Source organism: Rheinheimera maricola (genome assembly GCF_016918075.2).
GTDB lineage: Bacteria > Pseudomonadota > Gammaproteobacteria > Enterobacterales > Alteromonadaceae > Alishewanella > Alishewanella maricola_A.
Genome location: NZ_JAERPS020000005.1, coordinates 208,507 through 223,203, shown reverse-complemented (window position 1 = coordinate 223,203; position 14,697 = coordinate 208,507). Strand labels below are relative to the sequence as shown.

Here is a 14,697-nt window from a genome sequence, read left to right as displayed (position 1 = left end):
TTAAGCCGGCATTCGTGCCGGCTTTTTTATTTGCATAATTTACTCATTTTGCCTAGTTTTTATCACTTAGCTACATGGCAAAAAAACTATGAAATATTTTTAGCGGTAGCCGGGTCTTTTATTCGGCAATTAACAACATACAGGTGTGAATATGAAAACAATTAAACATTCAAATGTCGCTATGGCAGTTGGCGCTCTGGTATTAGGCTCATTAGCAACAGTGGCAACTACGGCAAATGCAAACCCCTTTACTGCCATGGAGCTGGCGTCTGGCTATGAAATGGTTGCCGCCGAGGGTAAATGTGGCGAAGGCAAGTGTGGTGAAGACAAGGCAAAGAAAGTCAAAGAAAAAATGAAAGACGGCAAATGCGGTGAAGGTAAGTGCGGCGCTGACAAAGCAAAAGAAAAAATGAGTGATAAAGCGAAAGAAGTTAAAGCCAAAGAGGGCAAGTGTGGCGAAGGTAAATGTGGTGAAGGCAAGTGTGGCGGTAGCGTATAAATTAGCCGCGTAAGGCCTGCGGCAGCAGGCCTGTTGCTTTGCGGAGTAAAGTGTATGAAAACGTTTTCGACAACGCCGTTGCATGGCTCAGGGCTTGGCCTGCGCCGCGAAATGTTAGACGATATCCTCCGGCTAAAACCGGCAGAGATTGACTTTTTTGAAGTGGCACCAGAAAACTGGATCCCTTTTGGTGGTAAGTTACAAAAGCAGTTTCGTCAGCTTACCGAGCAGCACCGTTTTATCTGCCATGGTTTGTCATTGTCTATTGGCAGCCCGGAGCCGCTCGACGTGGTATTTGTACGGCAGGTAAAGCAGTTTCTACAGCAGCATAATATTAGCTTGTATAGCGAGCACTTAAGTTACTGCTCTGGTGCGGGCCATTTATATGACTTAATGCCAATCCCGTTTACTGGCGAAGCAGTAAGTTATGTGGCAAAGCGGATACGACAGGTGCAGGATATCCTGGAGCAACCACTAATTCTGGAAAATGTGTCTTATTATGCCGCACCTGGGCAGCAGATGTCAGAACTCGACTTTACTCTGGCTGTGCTGCAAGAGGCTGACTGCCAGCTGTTGCTGGATGTAAACAATGTTTATGTTAACTCAATAAACCATGGCTATGATGCGCAAGCCTTTTTACGCGCTATGCCGTCAGAGCGTATTGCCTACTATCATATTGCCGGCCACTTTAATGAAGCAGAAGATTTATTGATTGATACCCATGGCGCGGCGGTAATCGATCCGGTGTGGCAATTACTTGCCAACGCTTACCAGCTGCACGGTGTTAAACCTACTCTGCTAGAGCGTGATTTTAATATTCCCGATTTATCAGTGTTATGCGACGAGTTAAACCAGATCAAGACGTTGCAAAATGCCGCTGGTAATTTTGTCGAACTCAGAGCGTAAATTTATGCAGTTTCAGCAAATTCAGCAGGCTTTTGTTGACCATATTAAAGATCCTGTACATCAGCCAGCACCAGAAGGTATTGAAGATCGGCGCATGGCTATCTATCGCGAGTTGTTCTTCAATAATGTCCAGGGCTTTGTCAGCACGGCTTTTCCGGTGCTAAAATCACTGTATACCGACAACCGCTGGCAGAATTTAATACGGCAGTTTTTTATTGGTTATCAATGCAGCAGCCCGTATTTTTTGCATATTGCTGAACATTTTTTGCAATACTTGCAGCAAGACTACCCGATACAAGCCGACGACCCAGCATTCTTGCTTGAGCTGGCGCATTATGAGTGGGCTGAGCTTTATCTGGCGACCATGCAGCAGACACAGGCCGAAACTGCGCTTAGTGCTGAGCAGGTTTTACATCAGGCCATGCAGCTGTCACAGCTAAGCATGCTTGTGGCCTACCCTTATCAGGTGCACCGTATAAGTACAGAATATCAGCCCGCGCAATCTGGAGATGTGCAGTGTTATCTGTTGTACCGCAATGATGCGGATGAGGTGAAATTTATACTGATAAACCCGCTAACAGCAGCGCTAGTGCACAGTTTGCAGCAACATCCTGGCAGCACGCTAACGCAACTGGTACAGCAGTTATCAGTTGTTTTGCCGCAATATACTGCCAGTCAATTGCAACAAGGTGCGGCGGTGATATTGCAAGACTTTGCTGCAAAAGGTGCCGTGGTGTCTTTTCAAGTTGGCTAAAATTCATTACCATAAGCGCCGTTAATTTCACTGATGACAGAAGAGTAGTGCAATGGCAAACGAAGAGTTCAAAGAGTCGTTTAACCTGTGGCAGTTTATTGCCGTGGTAATAGTGTTTGTGTCATTGCTGTGTCTTGCGCCAATAGTGCGTTGGCTGCAAATTCTGGCATAATACGTTAGCAGTGTTTAAGGCCGCCCGAGGGCGGCTTTTTTGTCCGGCAAAGAGTCGCATTTAAAAAAGGTTTAGCAAAATGGATAAGCAGGTGTTAGCTACTGAATTAAAAAAGGTTATCAAGGCCGTGATAGATTATCCCAAACCGGGAATCGTGTTTCGTGATGTAACAAGCCTGATGCAAGATGGCCCAGCCTTTAAAAAAGTTATCGACGCGTTAGCCCAGGCTTATGCTGATACCGACATCGACAAAGTGGTCGGCACAGAGTCTCGAGGTTTTATCTTCGGTGCGCCACTAGCCTATGCGCTTGGACTGCCATTTGTGCCTGTGCGTAAGCCTGGCAAATTGCCGCGTGAGCGTATTGCGCAAAGTTACCAGTTGGAATACGGTGAAGACACCTTGGAAATTCATCGTGATGCGATAAATTCAGGTGATAAGGTATTGTTGGTTGATGATTTACTGGCAACTGGCGGCACTATCGATGCCACAGTTAAGCTTGTGCGCCAACTCGGTGGCATTGTTGATCATGCTGCTTTCGTTATTGCACTGCCAGAGCTGGGCGGAGTAACGCGGCTTGAACAAGCTGGGTTAAATATCCTCAGTTTGGTTGAGTATAGCGGCGAATAAGTTTAGTCTGTGAGCGACTATCCTAAGTAAAACAGCAGCCGCCGTTATGAGTTATCAGGTTTTAGCCCGCAAGTGGCGCCCACAGCATTTTGCCCGCTTAGTCGGGCAGGATCATGTAAAAAATGCGCTTGGCAATGCACTAAGTAATAACCGGCTGCATCATGCTTATTTATTTACCGGCACCCGGGGTGTGGGTAAAACCACCATAGCACGTATTTTTGCCAAAAGCCTGAACTGTGAGCAGGGTATTACTGCCACACCCTGTGGCCAATGCTCTGCCTGCACTGAAATTGACGCTGGTAACTTTGTCGACTTGCTGGAAATTGATGCGGCCTCCCGCACTAAGGTCGAAGATACCCGCGATTTGCTGGACAATGTGCAATATGCGCCTAGTCGTGGCCGCTTTAAGGTCTATCTGATTGATGAAGTGCATATGCTGTCCAAGCATAGTTTTAATGCGTTACTAAAAACGTTAGAAGAACCACCACCACACGTTAAGTTTTTACTGGCGACAACTGATCCGCAAAAGCTACCCGTTACGGTGTTATCCCGATGCTTACAATTCAACTTATTAGCCTTGAGCCCGTTGCAAATTGAACAGCATCTGGCGTATGTGTTAGAGCAAGAGCAAATCCCATTTGAATCTGCAGCCTTGGTAATGTTAGCCAGGGCAGCGAAAGGTAGTTTGCGGGATTCATTAAGTTTAACGGATCAAGCGATTGCGCAGAGCAACGCCAATATCACGCTGGACACCGTGCGCACTATGCTGGGTTTTTTAGATCAAAGCTGGGCGCAGCAATTGTTACAAGCGATATTGATGCAAGACGCCGCCCAGTTGCAAATACAGCTAGCTGCTTTAGTACAGCAGCAAAGTAATTTTGCTCAGGTATTGGATGACATGCTGTCGTTATTGCATTTGACGGCGTTAACGCAGTTTAGCCAGGCCGCCGCCGCTTTTTCGGCACAGCAGGAGTATGTGCAGCAACTGGCCGCCAGTTTGTCGCCGGCACAAGTGCAGTTATATTACCAGTTACTTATTAGTGGCAAAAAAGAATTGCCGTATGCTCCCGACCCGCTCACCGGGTTGGAAATGGCATTGCTCCGCGCTATGGCATTTACTCCAGACAGCCAACCAACACAAGTAGCGGTAAATCCTGCAACGTTACACCCGGCACCACTAAAACCGCTGTCAGCAACTCAAGTTGTGTCTAAGCAAATAGCGTTAAAGCCCGAAGCGGAGCATCAACCAGATGCAGTAGCGTCATCCGGGGTAAGTTCGGTCACACATAATAATGTGGCCGAGCCGGCAGTTACTCCAGCTCAACCGGCTAGGCCGGCAGAGCCACCGGCACAACCGGCCGGCATTGATGCTGTTACTGCACGCATTATGGCGCGTCGAGGTTTACAAGTAACTGCAGCGCCAGAGCCAAAAAAGTCTGAGCGCCAACCGGCGCCTGTTATTGCAGAGGTGCCAGCGCCTGAGCCTGTGTCGGTTAGCAATGCACCGGTAGTTGAACCTGATGAAAGTGATATACCCCAGTACGATGTTGTGGCCACCGAGGCACTGTGGCAACAGTATCAACAAGATACTACGCAGACTGAGTCGGCACCCGCTGTGCTGGAGAATTTTGATGGCAGCATTAACGAACAAAATTTTTCAGTACGCTTTGCCGCACAAGTGGATGCCTGGGCTGCCAGAGTCGAAACACTGGATACAGGCGGTTTAAGCCGGTTATTTCTACTCAATGCTGCCATGCAGCTAAACGGTGACGAGCTGACGTTAACTGTGGCACAAAGTCAGCAACATCTGGATAGTGCTGAATTTCGTACTAAGTTACAACAGGTGTTACAGCGTAGTTTTAATCAGGCGCTAAGTATAGAAATTTGTTTTCAGGCCGAGGTCGCACAGAGCCCGCTGGCTATTCAGCAAAAGATTGTGCAAGAGCGTTTTGGCTACGTCAGTCGTTTATTGCAGCAAGATGAAAACGTGTTGCAGATACAACAGTTGTTTGATGCGCAGTTAGTTCCCGACAGTATCGTGGTAAATTAGCTGTGCAGATGCTCTTTGCGGGTGCAGCTTGTAATTTAGTAGCGAAGTTATTATCTTGTCGCTGTTAATTACGCAGCCTGACTGCGCAACTATTCCAATTTACATTTACAGCAGGTAAAAGCATATGTTTAAAGGCGGTATGGGCAATATCATGAAGCAGGCGCAAGCCATGCAGGATAAAATGCAAAAAATGCAGGCAGAAGTTGCCGCTATGGAAGTTACCGGTGAAGCCGGCGCTGGCCTGGTGAAAATAACCATGCTGGGTAATCACAATGTGCGCCGTGTCAGTATTGATGACAGTCTGATGCAAGACGACAAAGACATGTTAGAGGACTTAATTGCGGCGGCCATCAACGATGCCGTGCGGCGGGTTGATGAGACCAGCAAAGAAAAAATGGCCGCGGTAACCGGTGGTTTGCAATTACCCCCTGGAATGAAAATGCCATTTTAATGAGCCGACATACGCCTCTGCTACAACAGCTAATTGATGCGCTACGTATTTTGCCCGGTGTAGGGCCGAAGTCTGCTCAGCGCATGGCATTTGCTTTACTGGAACGTAACCGTGACGGCGGTATGCAGCTAGGCGCCGCGCTGAGTGCGGCTATGATGAAAATAGGCCATTGTCAGCAATGCCGTACTTTTTGTGAAACGACACTCTGCGCTATTTGCACCGATCCGAGCCGTGCTGTTGACGGCATCTTGTGTGTGGTCGGTTCGGCGGCCGATCAGTTGGCAATTGAGCAAACAGGCCAGTTTCATGGCCGTTACTTTGTTTTGCAAGGTTATTTATCGCCACTTGACGGAGTGGGGCCACAAGATTTGGGCTTGGATAAATTAGCCGCGCTGCTGGCAGAGGGTAGCGTTACTGAGCTTATTCTGGCGACTAACCCAACGGTAGAAGGTGATGCTACCGCATTTTATATTGCCGAGTTGTGCCACAAACACCAGGTTAAGGTGTCGCGTATTGCCCAAGGCATACCGGTTGGTGGTGAGCTGGAATTTGTTGATGGCACCACCTTGTCACATGCTTTTAGTGGTCGTAAAGCGTTTTAACTACCGCATCCCTGCTTGAAATCCGGTTAAACCTCCCCATATTAGTTGTCATCGTCTGGCTGCAACTGCAGCCACTATTGTAACTGCTAACCTTTGATGTGTGAGGATAACCACAATGAGTGATACCACAGCCACTTCCAGCGGCCAGAAGCAAACCCATGGCTTTCAGGCAGAAGTAAAACAGCTGCTGCAGCTGATGATCCATTCACTGTATTCAAACAAAGAAATTTTCCTGCGTGAGTTGGTATCTAATGCCTCAGATGCCGCCGACAAACTGCGCTTCTTGGCGTTATCTGATGGCAGTCTCTATGGCGATGATGGTGAACTGCGTGTTCGCATCAGCCTGGATGAAAAGGCCCGTACGCTAACGATTAGCGATAACGGCATTGGTATGACACAGGACGAGGTGATCAGCCACCTCGGCACCATTGCTAAATCGGGCACTAAAGAGTTTTTTTCACAGCTTTCCGGTGACCAAAGTAAAGACTCTAAGCTGATTGGCCAGTTTGGTGTTGGCTTTTACTCGGCTTTTATCGTGGCAGACAAAGTTACTGTGCGTACGCGTAAAGCGGGTGCGGCTGCCGATGCCGCTATTGAATGGGAATCTGCTGGTGAGGGTGATTACAGTATTACTCCAATCAGCAAAGACAGCCGCGGTACTGAAATTACACTGCACCTGCGCGAAGGCGAAGATGAATTTTTAAGCCGCTGGAAGGTAGAGAGTATTGTTACAAAATACTCTGATCATATTAGTATTCCGGTGGAGTTGTGGCAGGAAGAACAACCAGAGCGTGACGGCGCAGAAGGCGAGAAAATTGCTGCTGTTCCGGGTCATTGGCAAGCAGCTAACAAAGCAACTGCACTGTGGACTCGTGATAAATCAGATATTTCCGAGGAAGAATATCAGGAATTTTATAAGCACATCTCGCATGATTGGAGTGAACCATTAAGTTGGAGTCACAACAAGGTAGAAGGTAACAGCAATTACACCAGCTTGCTGTATGTGCCGAAAAAGGCCCCATTTGATTTGTGGAACCGCGATGCTCGCCATGGTTTGAAACTATATGTGCAGCGCGTGTTTATTATGGATGATGCCGAGCAGTTTATGCCAAGCTACCTGCGTTTTATCAAAGGTGTGCTTGATTCAAGTGACTTACCTTTGAACGTGTCGCGTGAAATTTTGCAAGACACTAAAGTGACTCAGACTTTGCGTAAAGGCTGTAGCAGCCGGGCACTGAAGATGCTGGAAAAGCTGAGTAAAGATAGCGAGCAGTATCAAGCATTCTGGTCTGAATTTGGTCAGGTGCTAAAAGAAGGCCCAGCTGAAGATGGCGGCAATAAAGAGCAAATTGCTGCGCTACTGCGTTTTGCCTCAAGCCACAATGACGACAGCACGCAAAATGTGGCGCTGGCCGACTATATTAGCCGGATGAAAGAGGGACAGGACGAAATTTACTATATTGTTGCCGACAGCTACGCTGCTGCCAAGCACAGTCCGCATTTGGAAGTGTTGCGTAAAAAAGGCCTGGAAGTGTTGCTATTGTCCGACCGCATTGATGAGTGGTTGGTGCAACATTTGACCGAGTTCGCTGGTAAAAAGCTACGCTCAGTCGCAAAAGGCGCGTTGGATTTATCTAAGTTGGATGATGACGAAACGAAAAAAGCTCAGGAAGAAACTGAGAAAGCTTTTGCCGATGTCATTGGTCGTTTTAAAACAGCACTGGGTGAGCAGGTAAAAGATGTCAAAGTCAGTCATCGTCTGACGGAAAGCCCGGCCTGTGTGGTAACTGATGAGTTTGATATGAGCACGCAGATGATCAAACTGATGGAGTCAGTTGGCCAGGCGGTACCTGAAGTGAAACCAATATTTGAACTGAACCCCGAGCATCAGCTGGTAAAACGTATCGCCGATGAGCAAGATGAAGAACGTTTTGCACAATGGGCACAGGTACTGCTGGATCAGGCATTATTATCTGAGCGTGGTAATTTAAAAGACCCCGCCAGCTTTGTTACCCGTTTAAACAACCTGTTACTGTCACTTGCGAAATAACGCCTGCTAAACGCCATGATACAAGTGTTAACTTGTATCATGGCACTTTAATTACAACTTTAGTCGACATTAGTCGCAGTTACAGCCCGGAAAAACTGCTGTTTTTACTCGTTTGGCACTTAAATGTACCGTCAAGCCTGTCTTTATGCAGTGGTACGACTAAAAGCCAATGAAATAGCCAGACCAGTTGGCAGAGCAAGACAAATTTCTTGTTTCAGCCTGCACATTATGTAAAGATCCAGCCCTTAATAATTTTGAATTAATCCCAAGACATGAGGGTGTTGCTATGCGCATAATTTTGTTGGGTGCCCCGGGTGCCGGAAAAGGAACCCAGGCTCAGTTTTTAATGAGTAAATATGGCATTCCACAAATTTCTACCGGCGACATGCTGCGAGCTGCCATTAAAGCGGGTACCGAGCTCGGTTTAGCCGCGAAGCAAGTAATGGACGCTGGCCAGTTGGTGTCTGACGACATTATTATTGGCCTGGTAAAAGAGCGTATCGCCCAGCCCGATTGTAGCAATGGCTTTTTATTAGATGGCTTTCCGCGCACCATCCCGCAAGCCGATGCGATGAAAGATAAAGGCATCGTTATTGATCATGTTATTGAATTTGATGTGCCGGATGACGTTATTGTCGAGCGTATGAGCGGTCGCCGAGTGCATCCCGCATCAGGCCGGGTTTACCATGTGCGTTATAATCCACCTAAGAGTGAAGGCAAAGATGACGTTAGTGGTGAAGACTTAGTTATTCGGCCGGATGACATCGAAGAAACCGTACGTAAGCGTCTGGATATTTACCATGAACAAACCGAGCCGTTAGTAGGCTACTACCGTGCTGAAGCGGATGCTGGTAATACCCATTACCATCATATTGATGGCACTAAAGCCGTAGAGGCCGTGACCAATGAGTTGGTTAGCTTACTAAGTTAAATTATCATACTTAGCAAAAAGCCCTGTTGAATCAGGGCTTTTTTGTTTCTGTTGCGCGAGCTATTTAGCTTTTATTCACTAATTGCTTAAGTGCGGCTAACGTGTGGTCGTAGTCGGGCTCTTTTGCCAGTTCATCTACTAACTGTTGATACGCCAGGGTGCCTTTACTGTCGATAATCAATACACTACGTGCCAGTAATCCCATGTCCTTGATCAATAAACCATAATTGCTGCCAAAATCACGCCATACTGCATCTGATAGTACGGCCATGTTTTCAATTTGTTCCTGCTGGCAGTAGCGCTTCTGTGCAAACGGTAAATCGGCGCTAATGGTAAGTAGCACTACATTTTCCGGCAACTTAGCTACCTCCTCGTTAAAACGTTTAGTTTGCAGCGAGCAGATACCTGTATCTATACTCGGCACCACACTGATCATTACGGTTTTGCCGGCGTAGCTGGCCAATTCGACCTTTTTGAAGCTGGCGTCGACTACTTTGAAGTTGGGCGCTGTGTTGCCGACAGTCAGTTTTTTCCCCAGCAACACAACTTGCTGATTGCCAGCTTTTACGCTGCTTAACCGTTCAGGTAATTTACTCTGCAAATCCACTGCTTGTGCAGCACTGTTCAAACCAAACAAGGCGCATGTAAGAAAAAGCGTATGAATATTAAAAGACAGTGTGAACATGATACAGCTCCTGTTAAGATAATTGCGATCAAAGTAATCAGCTGGAACACAACAATTTTTTCTGCGATACACACTAAACGAGTATTTCAGTCTAGACTGAAATGAAGCCTGTGCTAAGTGAGAAGCCGATGACAACTGCGGTACTAATTTGCGATGATTCAAATCTGGCGCGCAAACAGCTGGCCAGAATACTACCAGAAGACTGGCAATCCAAGCTGTTTTTTGCCGGCCATGGTGCCGAAGCGCTTGATACACTAAAGCAGCAACATATCGATTGGTTGTTTCTTGATCTGAATATGCCGGTAATGGATGGCTATGAAGTATTAGCTGAGTTAAAAAGGCGGCAGCTGGATATCAAGATTGTTGTGGTATCTGGTGATGTACAACCTGAAGCTATTGAACGTGTAAAAAGCCTTGGCGCACTCGACTTTATCCGTAAGCCGGTAGATGCACAAAAGTTACAGCAGTTGATGTTACAGCATGCGGTAGTCGCATCAGCATCGAGCAAACCGATGCCAGTTATACCAAAAGCGGCTGCGAACGTTGAGCTTGGTGCTGAGATGCGGGACGTATTGCAAGAGTTGACTAACGTTGCAATGGGGCAGGCCGGTGATTTACTTGCCCGTTTACTGAATGTTTTTGTTAAATTGCCTATTCCAAATGTGAATTTGATAGAAGTTAGCGAGTTGCATATGGCGTTGGCCTCTGTTGAACATGAATCAACCACCTCAGCTGTATGTCAGGGCTTTATTGGCGGTGGCGTGTCCGGGGAGGCGCTACTAATTCTCAACGACTCCAGCTTTAAAGATATTGCTCGCTTAATGAATTACCAAGGCGAGCTCACAGTGAAAGTTGAGCTGGAGCTGCTGATGGATATTGCCAATATACTTATTGGCGCAGTGCTAAAAGGGCTGGCTGAACAAATTGATATGAGCTTCAGTCAGGGCCACCCTGTGGTGCTTGGTCAGCACGCGGCGGTTAGCGAGCTGATCAAAGCTAATGCTAAGCGTTGGCGCAAGACGTTAGCTATAGAGGTGAGTTACAGTATTGAAAACTACAATATCAGTTGTGATTTATTGTTGCTGTTTACTGAAGACAGCTTAAAAACCCTAAATTATAAAGTCGCGTTTTTGCTGGAGGGTTAAGTATGTCGCAGGCGCAGGTCGAAGTTTCAGAAATTCATTGGTTAATGGACATGTTCCAGACAGTCGATGTTGGGCTGGTAGTATTGAATTGTGATTATCGCATTCAGGTTTGGAATGGTTTTATGGAGAACCATAGTGGCCTTACTCCCCGGCAGGTTAGAGACCGATATTTATTTGATCTCTTCTCTGAAATCGATGAAGACTGGCTGCGTCGTAAATGCGACCCGGTAGTGTTGTTAAAAAATCGTGCTTTTACTATCTGGGAGCAGCGGCCGTATATTTTTAAATTTCGGAACTATCGGCCGATTACCGGCAGCGCCGAATATATGTACCAGAACAGTACTATTTTTCCGTTAACGGACGCCCGAGGCCAGGTGACACATCTGTGTTTTTTAATTTATGACGTTACCGATGTTGCAGTTAGTCGCATCGAGCTGGAGTCGATGAATGGCCGGCTTAAGCAGCTATCTAAAACGGATTTTCTCACCCAGTTATTTAACCGTGGGCACTGGGAAGAGAATTTGATCCAGGAATTTAACCGCTTGCAGCGCTATTCTCATCAAAGTACTTTGTTAATGTGTGACATTGACCATTTTAAGCGCGTTAATGATACCTACGGCCACTCTGCCGGTGACTTAGTGATCCAACACATCGCTGACGCGGTGAGAAAAAATTTACGCGCAACCGATATTGCCGGCCGCTATGGTGGTGAAGAATATGCCGTATTGTTGGTGGACACCAGCCTGGATCAAGCCGCCTACTTTGCTGAGCGTTTGCGTAAATCTGTCGAACAGATGTCTATTGAATATAATGGGCAGCTGCTAAAAGTGACCCTAAGCCTGGGCTTAGCTGAGCACAATAAGCAGATGAAAGATCACCGGCAGTGGATCGAAGCATCGGATAAAGCGTTGTATAACTCCAAAGGTAACGGTCGCAATCAGGTAACCTGTTATCAAGCGGAATGATGCTGCTACAAATCACCCTGTTCCGGGCAGCTGGCCAATAATTCCGTGCTGCCATCCTCATTTTGTTGCTCCAGATACACGGTAAACCCCCATAAACGATGCAGGTGCTTTAACACCTGTTTTTGGCTAGCGGCTAGCGGTACCCGGTTCTGTGGAATATAGCGCAGTGTCAGTGAGCGGTCTCCGCTAAAATCGACATTATACACCTGTATATTCGGTTCTATCTGGCTCAGGTTATATTGCTGCGACAGCATCTGACGAATATTCTGATAACCCTCGGCATTGTGAATAGCTGCAACTTCTAGGCTGCTATCTTCGTCATCGTCGACAATAGCAAACAAGTGAAAGTCGCGGATCACTTTTGGTGACAGATACTGACTTATGAAACTCTCATCTTTAAAGTTTTGCATAGCAAAATGCAACGTATCAAGCCAATTGCTGCCTGCAAGGTCGGGAAACCATTGTTTATCTTCCGCCGTGGGCTGCTCACAGATACGACGTATATCGCTAAACATAGCAAAACCCAGGGCGTACGGGTTGATACCAGTATAATATTTACTGTTGTATTCTGGTTGCGCTACTACATTGGTATGGCTGTGCAACACTTCCAATATAAAGCGGTCGCTAACTTTACCTTCGTCGTATAGGTGCTGCAAAATAGTGTAATGCCAAAAGGTTGCCCAACCTTCGTTCATTACCTGGGTCTGTTTTTGTGGATAAAAATATTGTGAGATTTTACGCACTATACGCACAATTTCGCGTTGCCAGGGTTTAAGTAGCGGCGCATTTTTTTCAATAAAATATAAAATGTTTTCCTGCGGTTCGCTTGGATAGCGGCTGGTTTTTTGTTCGGCACTGACGGCCTTGGTCGGTATGGTACGCCATAAGTCATTTACTTGTGATTGCAGATAGGTTTCTCGCTCCTGTTGGCGTTTTTGCTCTTCATCCAGCGAAATCTTCTGCGGTCTTTTATAGCGATCTACACCATAGTTCATTAGCGCATGGCAGGAATCCAACATGTTTTCCACATCGGTAATGCCGTATTTTTCCTCACATTGGCTGATATAGTTTTTCGCAAATACCAGATAATCAATAATAGAGCCTGCGTCAGTCCAGGTTTTAAACAAATAGTTGTTTTTAAAAAATGAATTATGGCCATAACAGGCATGTGCCATAACCAGTGCCTGCATGGTTATGGTATTTTCTTCCATTAGATAAGCAATGCAAGGGTTGGAGTTAATTACAATTTCGTAGGCCAGTCCCATATAACCACGTTTATAGTTCTGTTCGGTATGGATAAACTTTTTACCATAAGACCAATGGTTGTAGCCCAGTGGCATGCCAACACTGGAATAGGCGTCCATCATCTGCTCAGCAGTAATTATTTCTATCTGGTTTGGATAGGTATCCAGCTTGTAAAGAGTCGCCACCCGGGTTATTTCCAGGTGATAGGCATCCAGCAAGTCGAAGGTCCAATCTGGACCATCTGGTAAACACGTTGTGGTTTGCACTTTAGCTTTGGCCATATAAACTCTCACTGCAAATTTGTTGTTTGGTAGACAGTCCGGTTTGGCTGCTATGCGGCCTGCTTTTTGAACAGCTCGCGAAACACCGGATAAATATCGCTGACTTCCTGAATATGCTGAATGGCAAAATTGTCAAACACGGGCAATAGTTTTTCGTATTCCTGCCATAAGCTTTGATGTGCCCTGGGCGTGATTTCAATGTAAGCGTAGTAACGCAGTAATGGCAGCAATTTGCTCGCCAGAAACTCGGCGCAGGGCGCGCTGTCATCAGTCCAGTTATCGCCGTCCGATGCCTGGGCTGCGTAGATATTCCACTCTGCCGGGTCGTAACGTTGCTGTACTATGTCATACATCAATTTGACTGCACTGGATACAATGGTACCGCCGGTTTCCTGAGAGTAGAAAAATTCGTGTTCGTCTACTTCTTTTGCTTGCGTGTGGTGGCGGATATAAACTACTTCTACGTTTTTATAACTGCGGCTTAAAAACAGATACAACAAAATATAAAAGCGTTTAGCCATATCTTTAGTCGCCTGATCCATCGAACCGGAAACATCCATCAGGCAAAACATCACCGCTTTGCTGGTGGGCTCTGGCCGTTTTTGAAAATTGCGAAAGCGTAAATCAAAGCTATCGATAAAAGGCACCGCAGCGATGCGTTGTTTCAACGTGGCAATGTCCTCTAGCAATACAGCTAACAGGTGCTGGTCGGGAATTGGCTCACGTTCCATGGCGGCAAGTTGTTGTTCCAGCTCGCGCAGCCTGCCTTTTTTGTCGGCTGTCATGGCAACACGCCGTGCTAGCGAGCCACGCAGCGAACGCACGATATCAATATTGCTGGGTACGCCGTCTGAACGATAGCCAGCGCGGACATTTTTATATTGCACCAGCTTATCCAGCTGGTTCTTTTTCAGGTTGGGTAACTCAAGATCTTCAAATAGCAGGTCAAGATATTCATCTTTAGAAATAGAAAAGACAAAATCATCACTGCCTTCACCGTCACTCGATGCATCACCCGGGCCGCTGCCACCGCCAGCACCGCCTTGCGGTCGCTTTATTCGATCTCCTGGGCTGAACTGGTCGTTGCCCGGGTGCACTATTTGCCGTTTACCGCCTTTACCCTGGTGAAAAAAGGGTTCGCTAATATCTTTGCTTGGAATGGTGACACTTTCCCCACTGCTGATGTCGGTAACGCTGCGATTACTTATCGCATCTGATACTGCTTTTTTAATTTGTTGCTTGTAACGGCGAATAAAGCGCTGACGGTTTACCGCGCTTTTGTTTTTGCCGTTAAGTCGTCTATCTATAAAGTGCGCCATACTGCCTCCGGCTA

The 14,697-nt window shown here is 46.7% G+C and carries 14 protein-coding genes; 11 read left to right on the top strand and 3 right to left on the bottom strand.

Going from position 1 to position 14,697, the window contains the following annotated elements; genetic code table 11:
- Window positions 1–151: 151 nt before the first annotated feature.
- From I4W93_RS14500 to adk, 9 genes are all read left to right on the top strand, one after another.
- On the top strand, window positions 152–499 hold the full coding sequence (locus tag I4W93_RS14500; protein ID WP_205312283.1) for an HvfA family oxazolone/thioamide-modified RiPP metallophore: 348 nt from the start codon (window positions 152–154) through the stop codon (window positions 497–499).
- A gap of 54 nt (window positions 500–553) precedes the next feature.
- Window positions 554–1,405 (top strand): HvfB family MNIO-type RiPP peptide maturase, encoded by an 852-nt coding sequence (locus I4W93_RS14495; RefSeq protein WP_205312282.1) that lies wholly within the window; start codon window positions 554–556, stop codon window positions 1,403–1,405.
- On the top strand, window positions 1,371–2,159 hold the full coding sequence (locus tag I4W93_RS14490; protein WP_224673468.1) for an HvfC family RiPP maturation protein: 789 nt from the start codon (window positions 1,371–1,373) through the stop codon (window positions 2,157–2,159). The genes I4W93_RS14495 and I4W93_RS14490 overlap by 35 nt, the downstream gene beginning before the upstream one ends.
- Before the next feature lie 251 nt (window positions 2,160–2,410).
- Window positions 2,411–2,959: an adenine phosphoribosyltransferase gene (gene apt / locus I4W93_RS14485; protein ID WP_205312281.1), complete on the top strand. Its 549-nt coding sequence runs from the start codon at window positions 2,411–2,413 to the stop codon at window positions 2,957–2,959.
- Between the two features lie 46 nt (window positions 2,960–3,005).
- Window positions 3,006–5,009: a DNA polymerase III subunit gamma/tau gene (gene dnaX / locus I4W93_RS14480; RefSeq protein WP_205312280.1), complete on the top strand. Its 2,004-nt coding sequence runs from the start codon at window positions 3,006–3,008 to the stop codon at window positions 5,007–5,009.
- 124 nt (window positions 5,010–5,133) lie between these two features.
- A complete protein-coding gene (locus tag I4W93_RS14475; RefSeq protein ID WP_205312279.1) occupies window positions 5,134–5,460 on the top strand; it encodes a YbaB/EbfC family nucleoid-associated protein in 327 nt (108 codons plus the stop codon).
- The gene (gene recR / locus I4W93_RS14470) at window positions 5,460–6,062 is read left to right on the top strand and encodes a recombination mediator RecR (protein WP_205312278.1); all 603 of its coding nucleotides are present in this window, start codon (window positions 5,460–5,462) and stop codon (window positions 6,060–6,062) included. The genes I4W93_RS14475 and recR overlap by 1 nt, the downstream gene beginning before the upstream one ends.
- Window positions 6,063–6,177: 115 nt before the next feature.
- Window positions 6,178–8,112: a molecular chaperone HtpG gene (gene htpG / locus I4W93_RS14465; protein ID WP_205312277.1), complete on the top strand. Its 1,935-nt coding sequence runs from the start codon at window positions 6,178–6,180 to the stop codon at window positions 8,110–8,112.
- A gap of 286 nt (window positions 8,113–8,398) precedes the next feature.
- Entirely contained in the window at window positions 8,399–9,043 is a 645-nt protein-coding gene (gene adk, locus I4W93_RS14460) for an adenylate kinase (protein ID WP_205312276.1), read from the top strand.
- A gap of 64 nt (window positions 9,044–9,107) precedes the next feature.
- On the opposite strand, the gene tpx is transcribed toward adk, so the two are convergent.
- Window positions 9,108–9,728: a thiol peroxidase gene (gene tpx / locus I4W93_RS14455; protein ID WP_205312275.1), complete on the bottom strand. Its 621-nt coding sequence runs from the start codon at window positions 9,726–9,728 to the stop codon at window positions 9,108–9,110.
- A 128-nt stretch (window positions 9,729–9,856) separates the two neighbouring features.
- Between tpx and I4W93_RS14450 the strand changes: the two genes are divergently transcribed.
- Together I4W93_RS14450 and I4W93_RS14445 are read left to right on the top strand one after the other, a co-directional pair.
- On the top strand, window positions 9,857–10,873 hold the full coding sequence (locus I4W93_RS14450) for a response regulator (protein WP_205312274.1): 1,017 nt from the start codon (window positions 9,857–9,859) through the stop codon (window positions 10,871–10,873).
- Window positions 10,874–10,875: 2 nt separating this feature from the next.
- On the top strand, window positions 10,876–11,838 hold the full coding sequence (locus I4W93_RS14445; RefSeq protein ID WP_205312273.1) for a sensor domain-containing diguanylate cyclase: 963 nt from the start codon (window positions 10,876–10,878) through the stop codon (window positions 11,836–11,838).
- Window positions 11,839–11,843: 5 nt separating this feature from the next.
- Here I4W93_RS14445 and I4W93_RS14440 read toward each other — a convergent pair whose 3' ends face one another.
- Together I4W93_RS14440 and I4W93_RS14435 are read right to left on the bottom strand one after the other, a co-directional pair.
- Entirely contained in the window at window positions 11,844–13,364 is a 1,521-nt protein-coding gene (locus I4W93_RS14440; RefSeq protein ID WP_205312272.1) for a SpoVR family protein, read from the bottom strand.
- Window positions 13,365–13,414: 50 nt separating this feature from the next.
- Complete coding sequence (locus I4W93_RS14435) at window positions 13,415–14,683, bottom strand: YeaH/YhbH family protein (protein ID WP_205312271.1); 1,269 nt, start codon at window positions 14,681–14,683, stop codon at window positions 13,415–13,417.
- Between the last annotated feature and the right edge of the window lie 14 nt (window positions 14,684–14,697).

Bases quoted from the DNA above. Each gene is read 5' to 3' on its own strand.
- I4W93_RS14500 (WP_205312283.1), top strand. From the start codon at position 152: ATGAAAACAATTAAACATTCAAATGTCGCTATGGCAGTTGGCGCTCTG.
- I4W93_RS14495 (WP_205312282.1), top strand. From the start codon at position 554: ATGAAAACGTTTTCGACAACGCCGTTGCATGGCTCAGGGCTTGGCCTG.
- I4W93_RS14490 (WP_224673468.1), top strand. From the start codon at position 1,371: ATGCCGCTGGTAATTTTGTCGAACTCAGAGCGTAAATTTATGCAGTTT.
- apt (WP_205312281.1), top strand. From the start codon at position 2,411: ATGGATAAGCAGGTGTTAGCTACTGAATTAAAAAAGGTTATCAAGGCC.
- dnaX (WP_205312280.1), top strand. From the start codon at position 3,006: ATGAGTTATCAGGTTTTAGCCCGCAAGTGGCGCCCACAGCATTTTGCC.
- I4W93_RS14475 (WP_205312279.1), top strand. From the start codon at position 5,134: ATGTTTAAAGGCGGTATGGGCAATATCATGAAGCAGGCGCAAGCCATG.
- recR (WP_205312278.1), top strand. From the start codon at position 5,460: ATGAGCCGACATACGCCTCTGCTACAACAGCTAATTGATGCGCTACGT.
- htpG (WP_205312277.1), top strand. From the start codon at position 6,178: ATGAGTGATACCACAGCCACTTCCAGCGGCCAGAAGCAAACCCATGGC.
- adk (WP_205312276.1), top strand. From the start codon at position 8,399: ATGCGCATAATTTTGTTGGGTGCCCCGGGTGCCGGAAAAGGAACCCAG.
- tpx (WP_205312275.1), bottom strand. From the start codon at position 9,728: ATGTTCACACTGTCTTTTAATATTCATACGCTTTTTCTTACATGCGCC.
- I4W93_RS14450 (WP_205312274.1), top strand. From the start codon at position 9,857: ATGACAACTGCGGTACTAATTTGCGATGATTCAAATCTGGCGCGCAAA.
- I4W93_RS14445 (WP_205312273.1), top strand. From the start codon at position 10,876: ATGTCGCAGGCGCAGGTCGAAGTTTCAGAAATTCATTGGTTAATGGAC.
- I4W93_RS14440 (WP_205312272.1), bottom strand. From the start codon at position 13,364: ATGGCCAAAGCTAAAGTGCAAACCACAACGTGTTTACCAGATGGTCCA.
- I4W93_RS14435 (WP_205312271.1), bottom strand. From the start codon at position 14,683: ATGGCGCACTTTATAGATAGACGACTTAACGGCAAAAACAAAAGCGCG.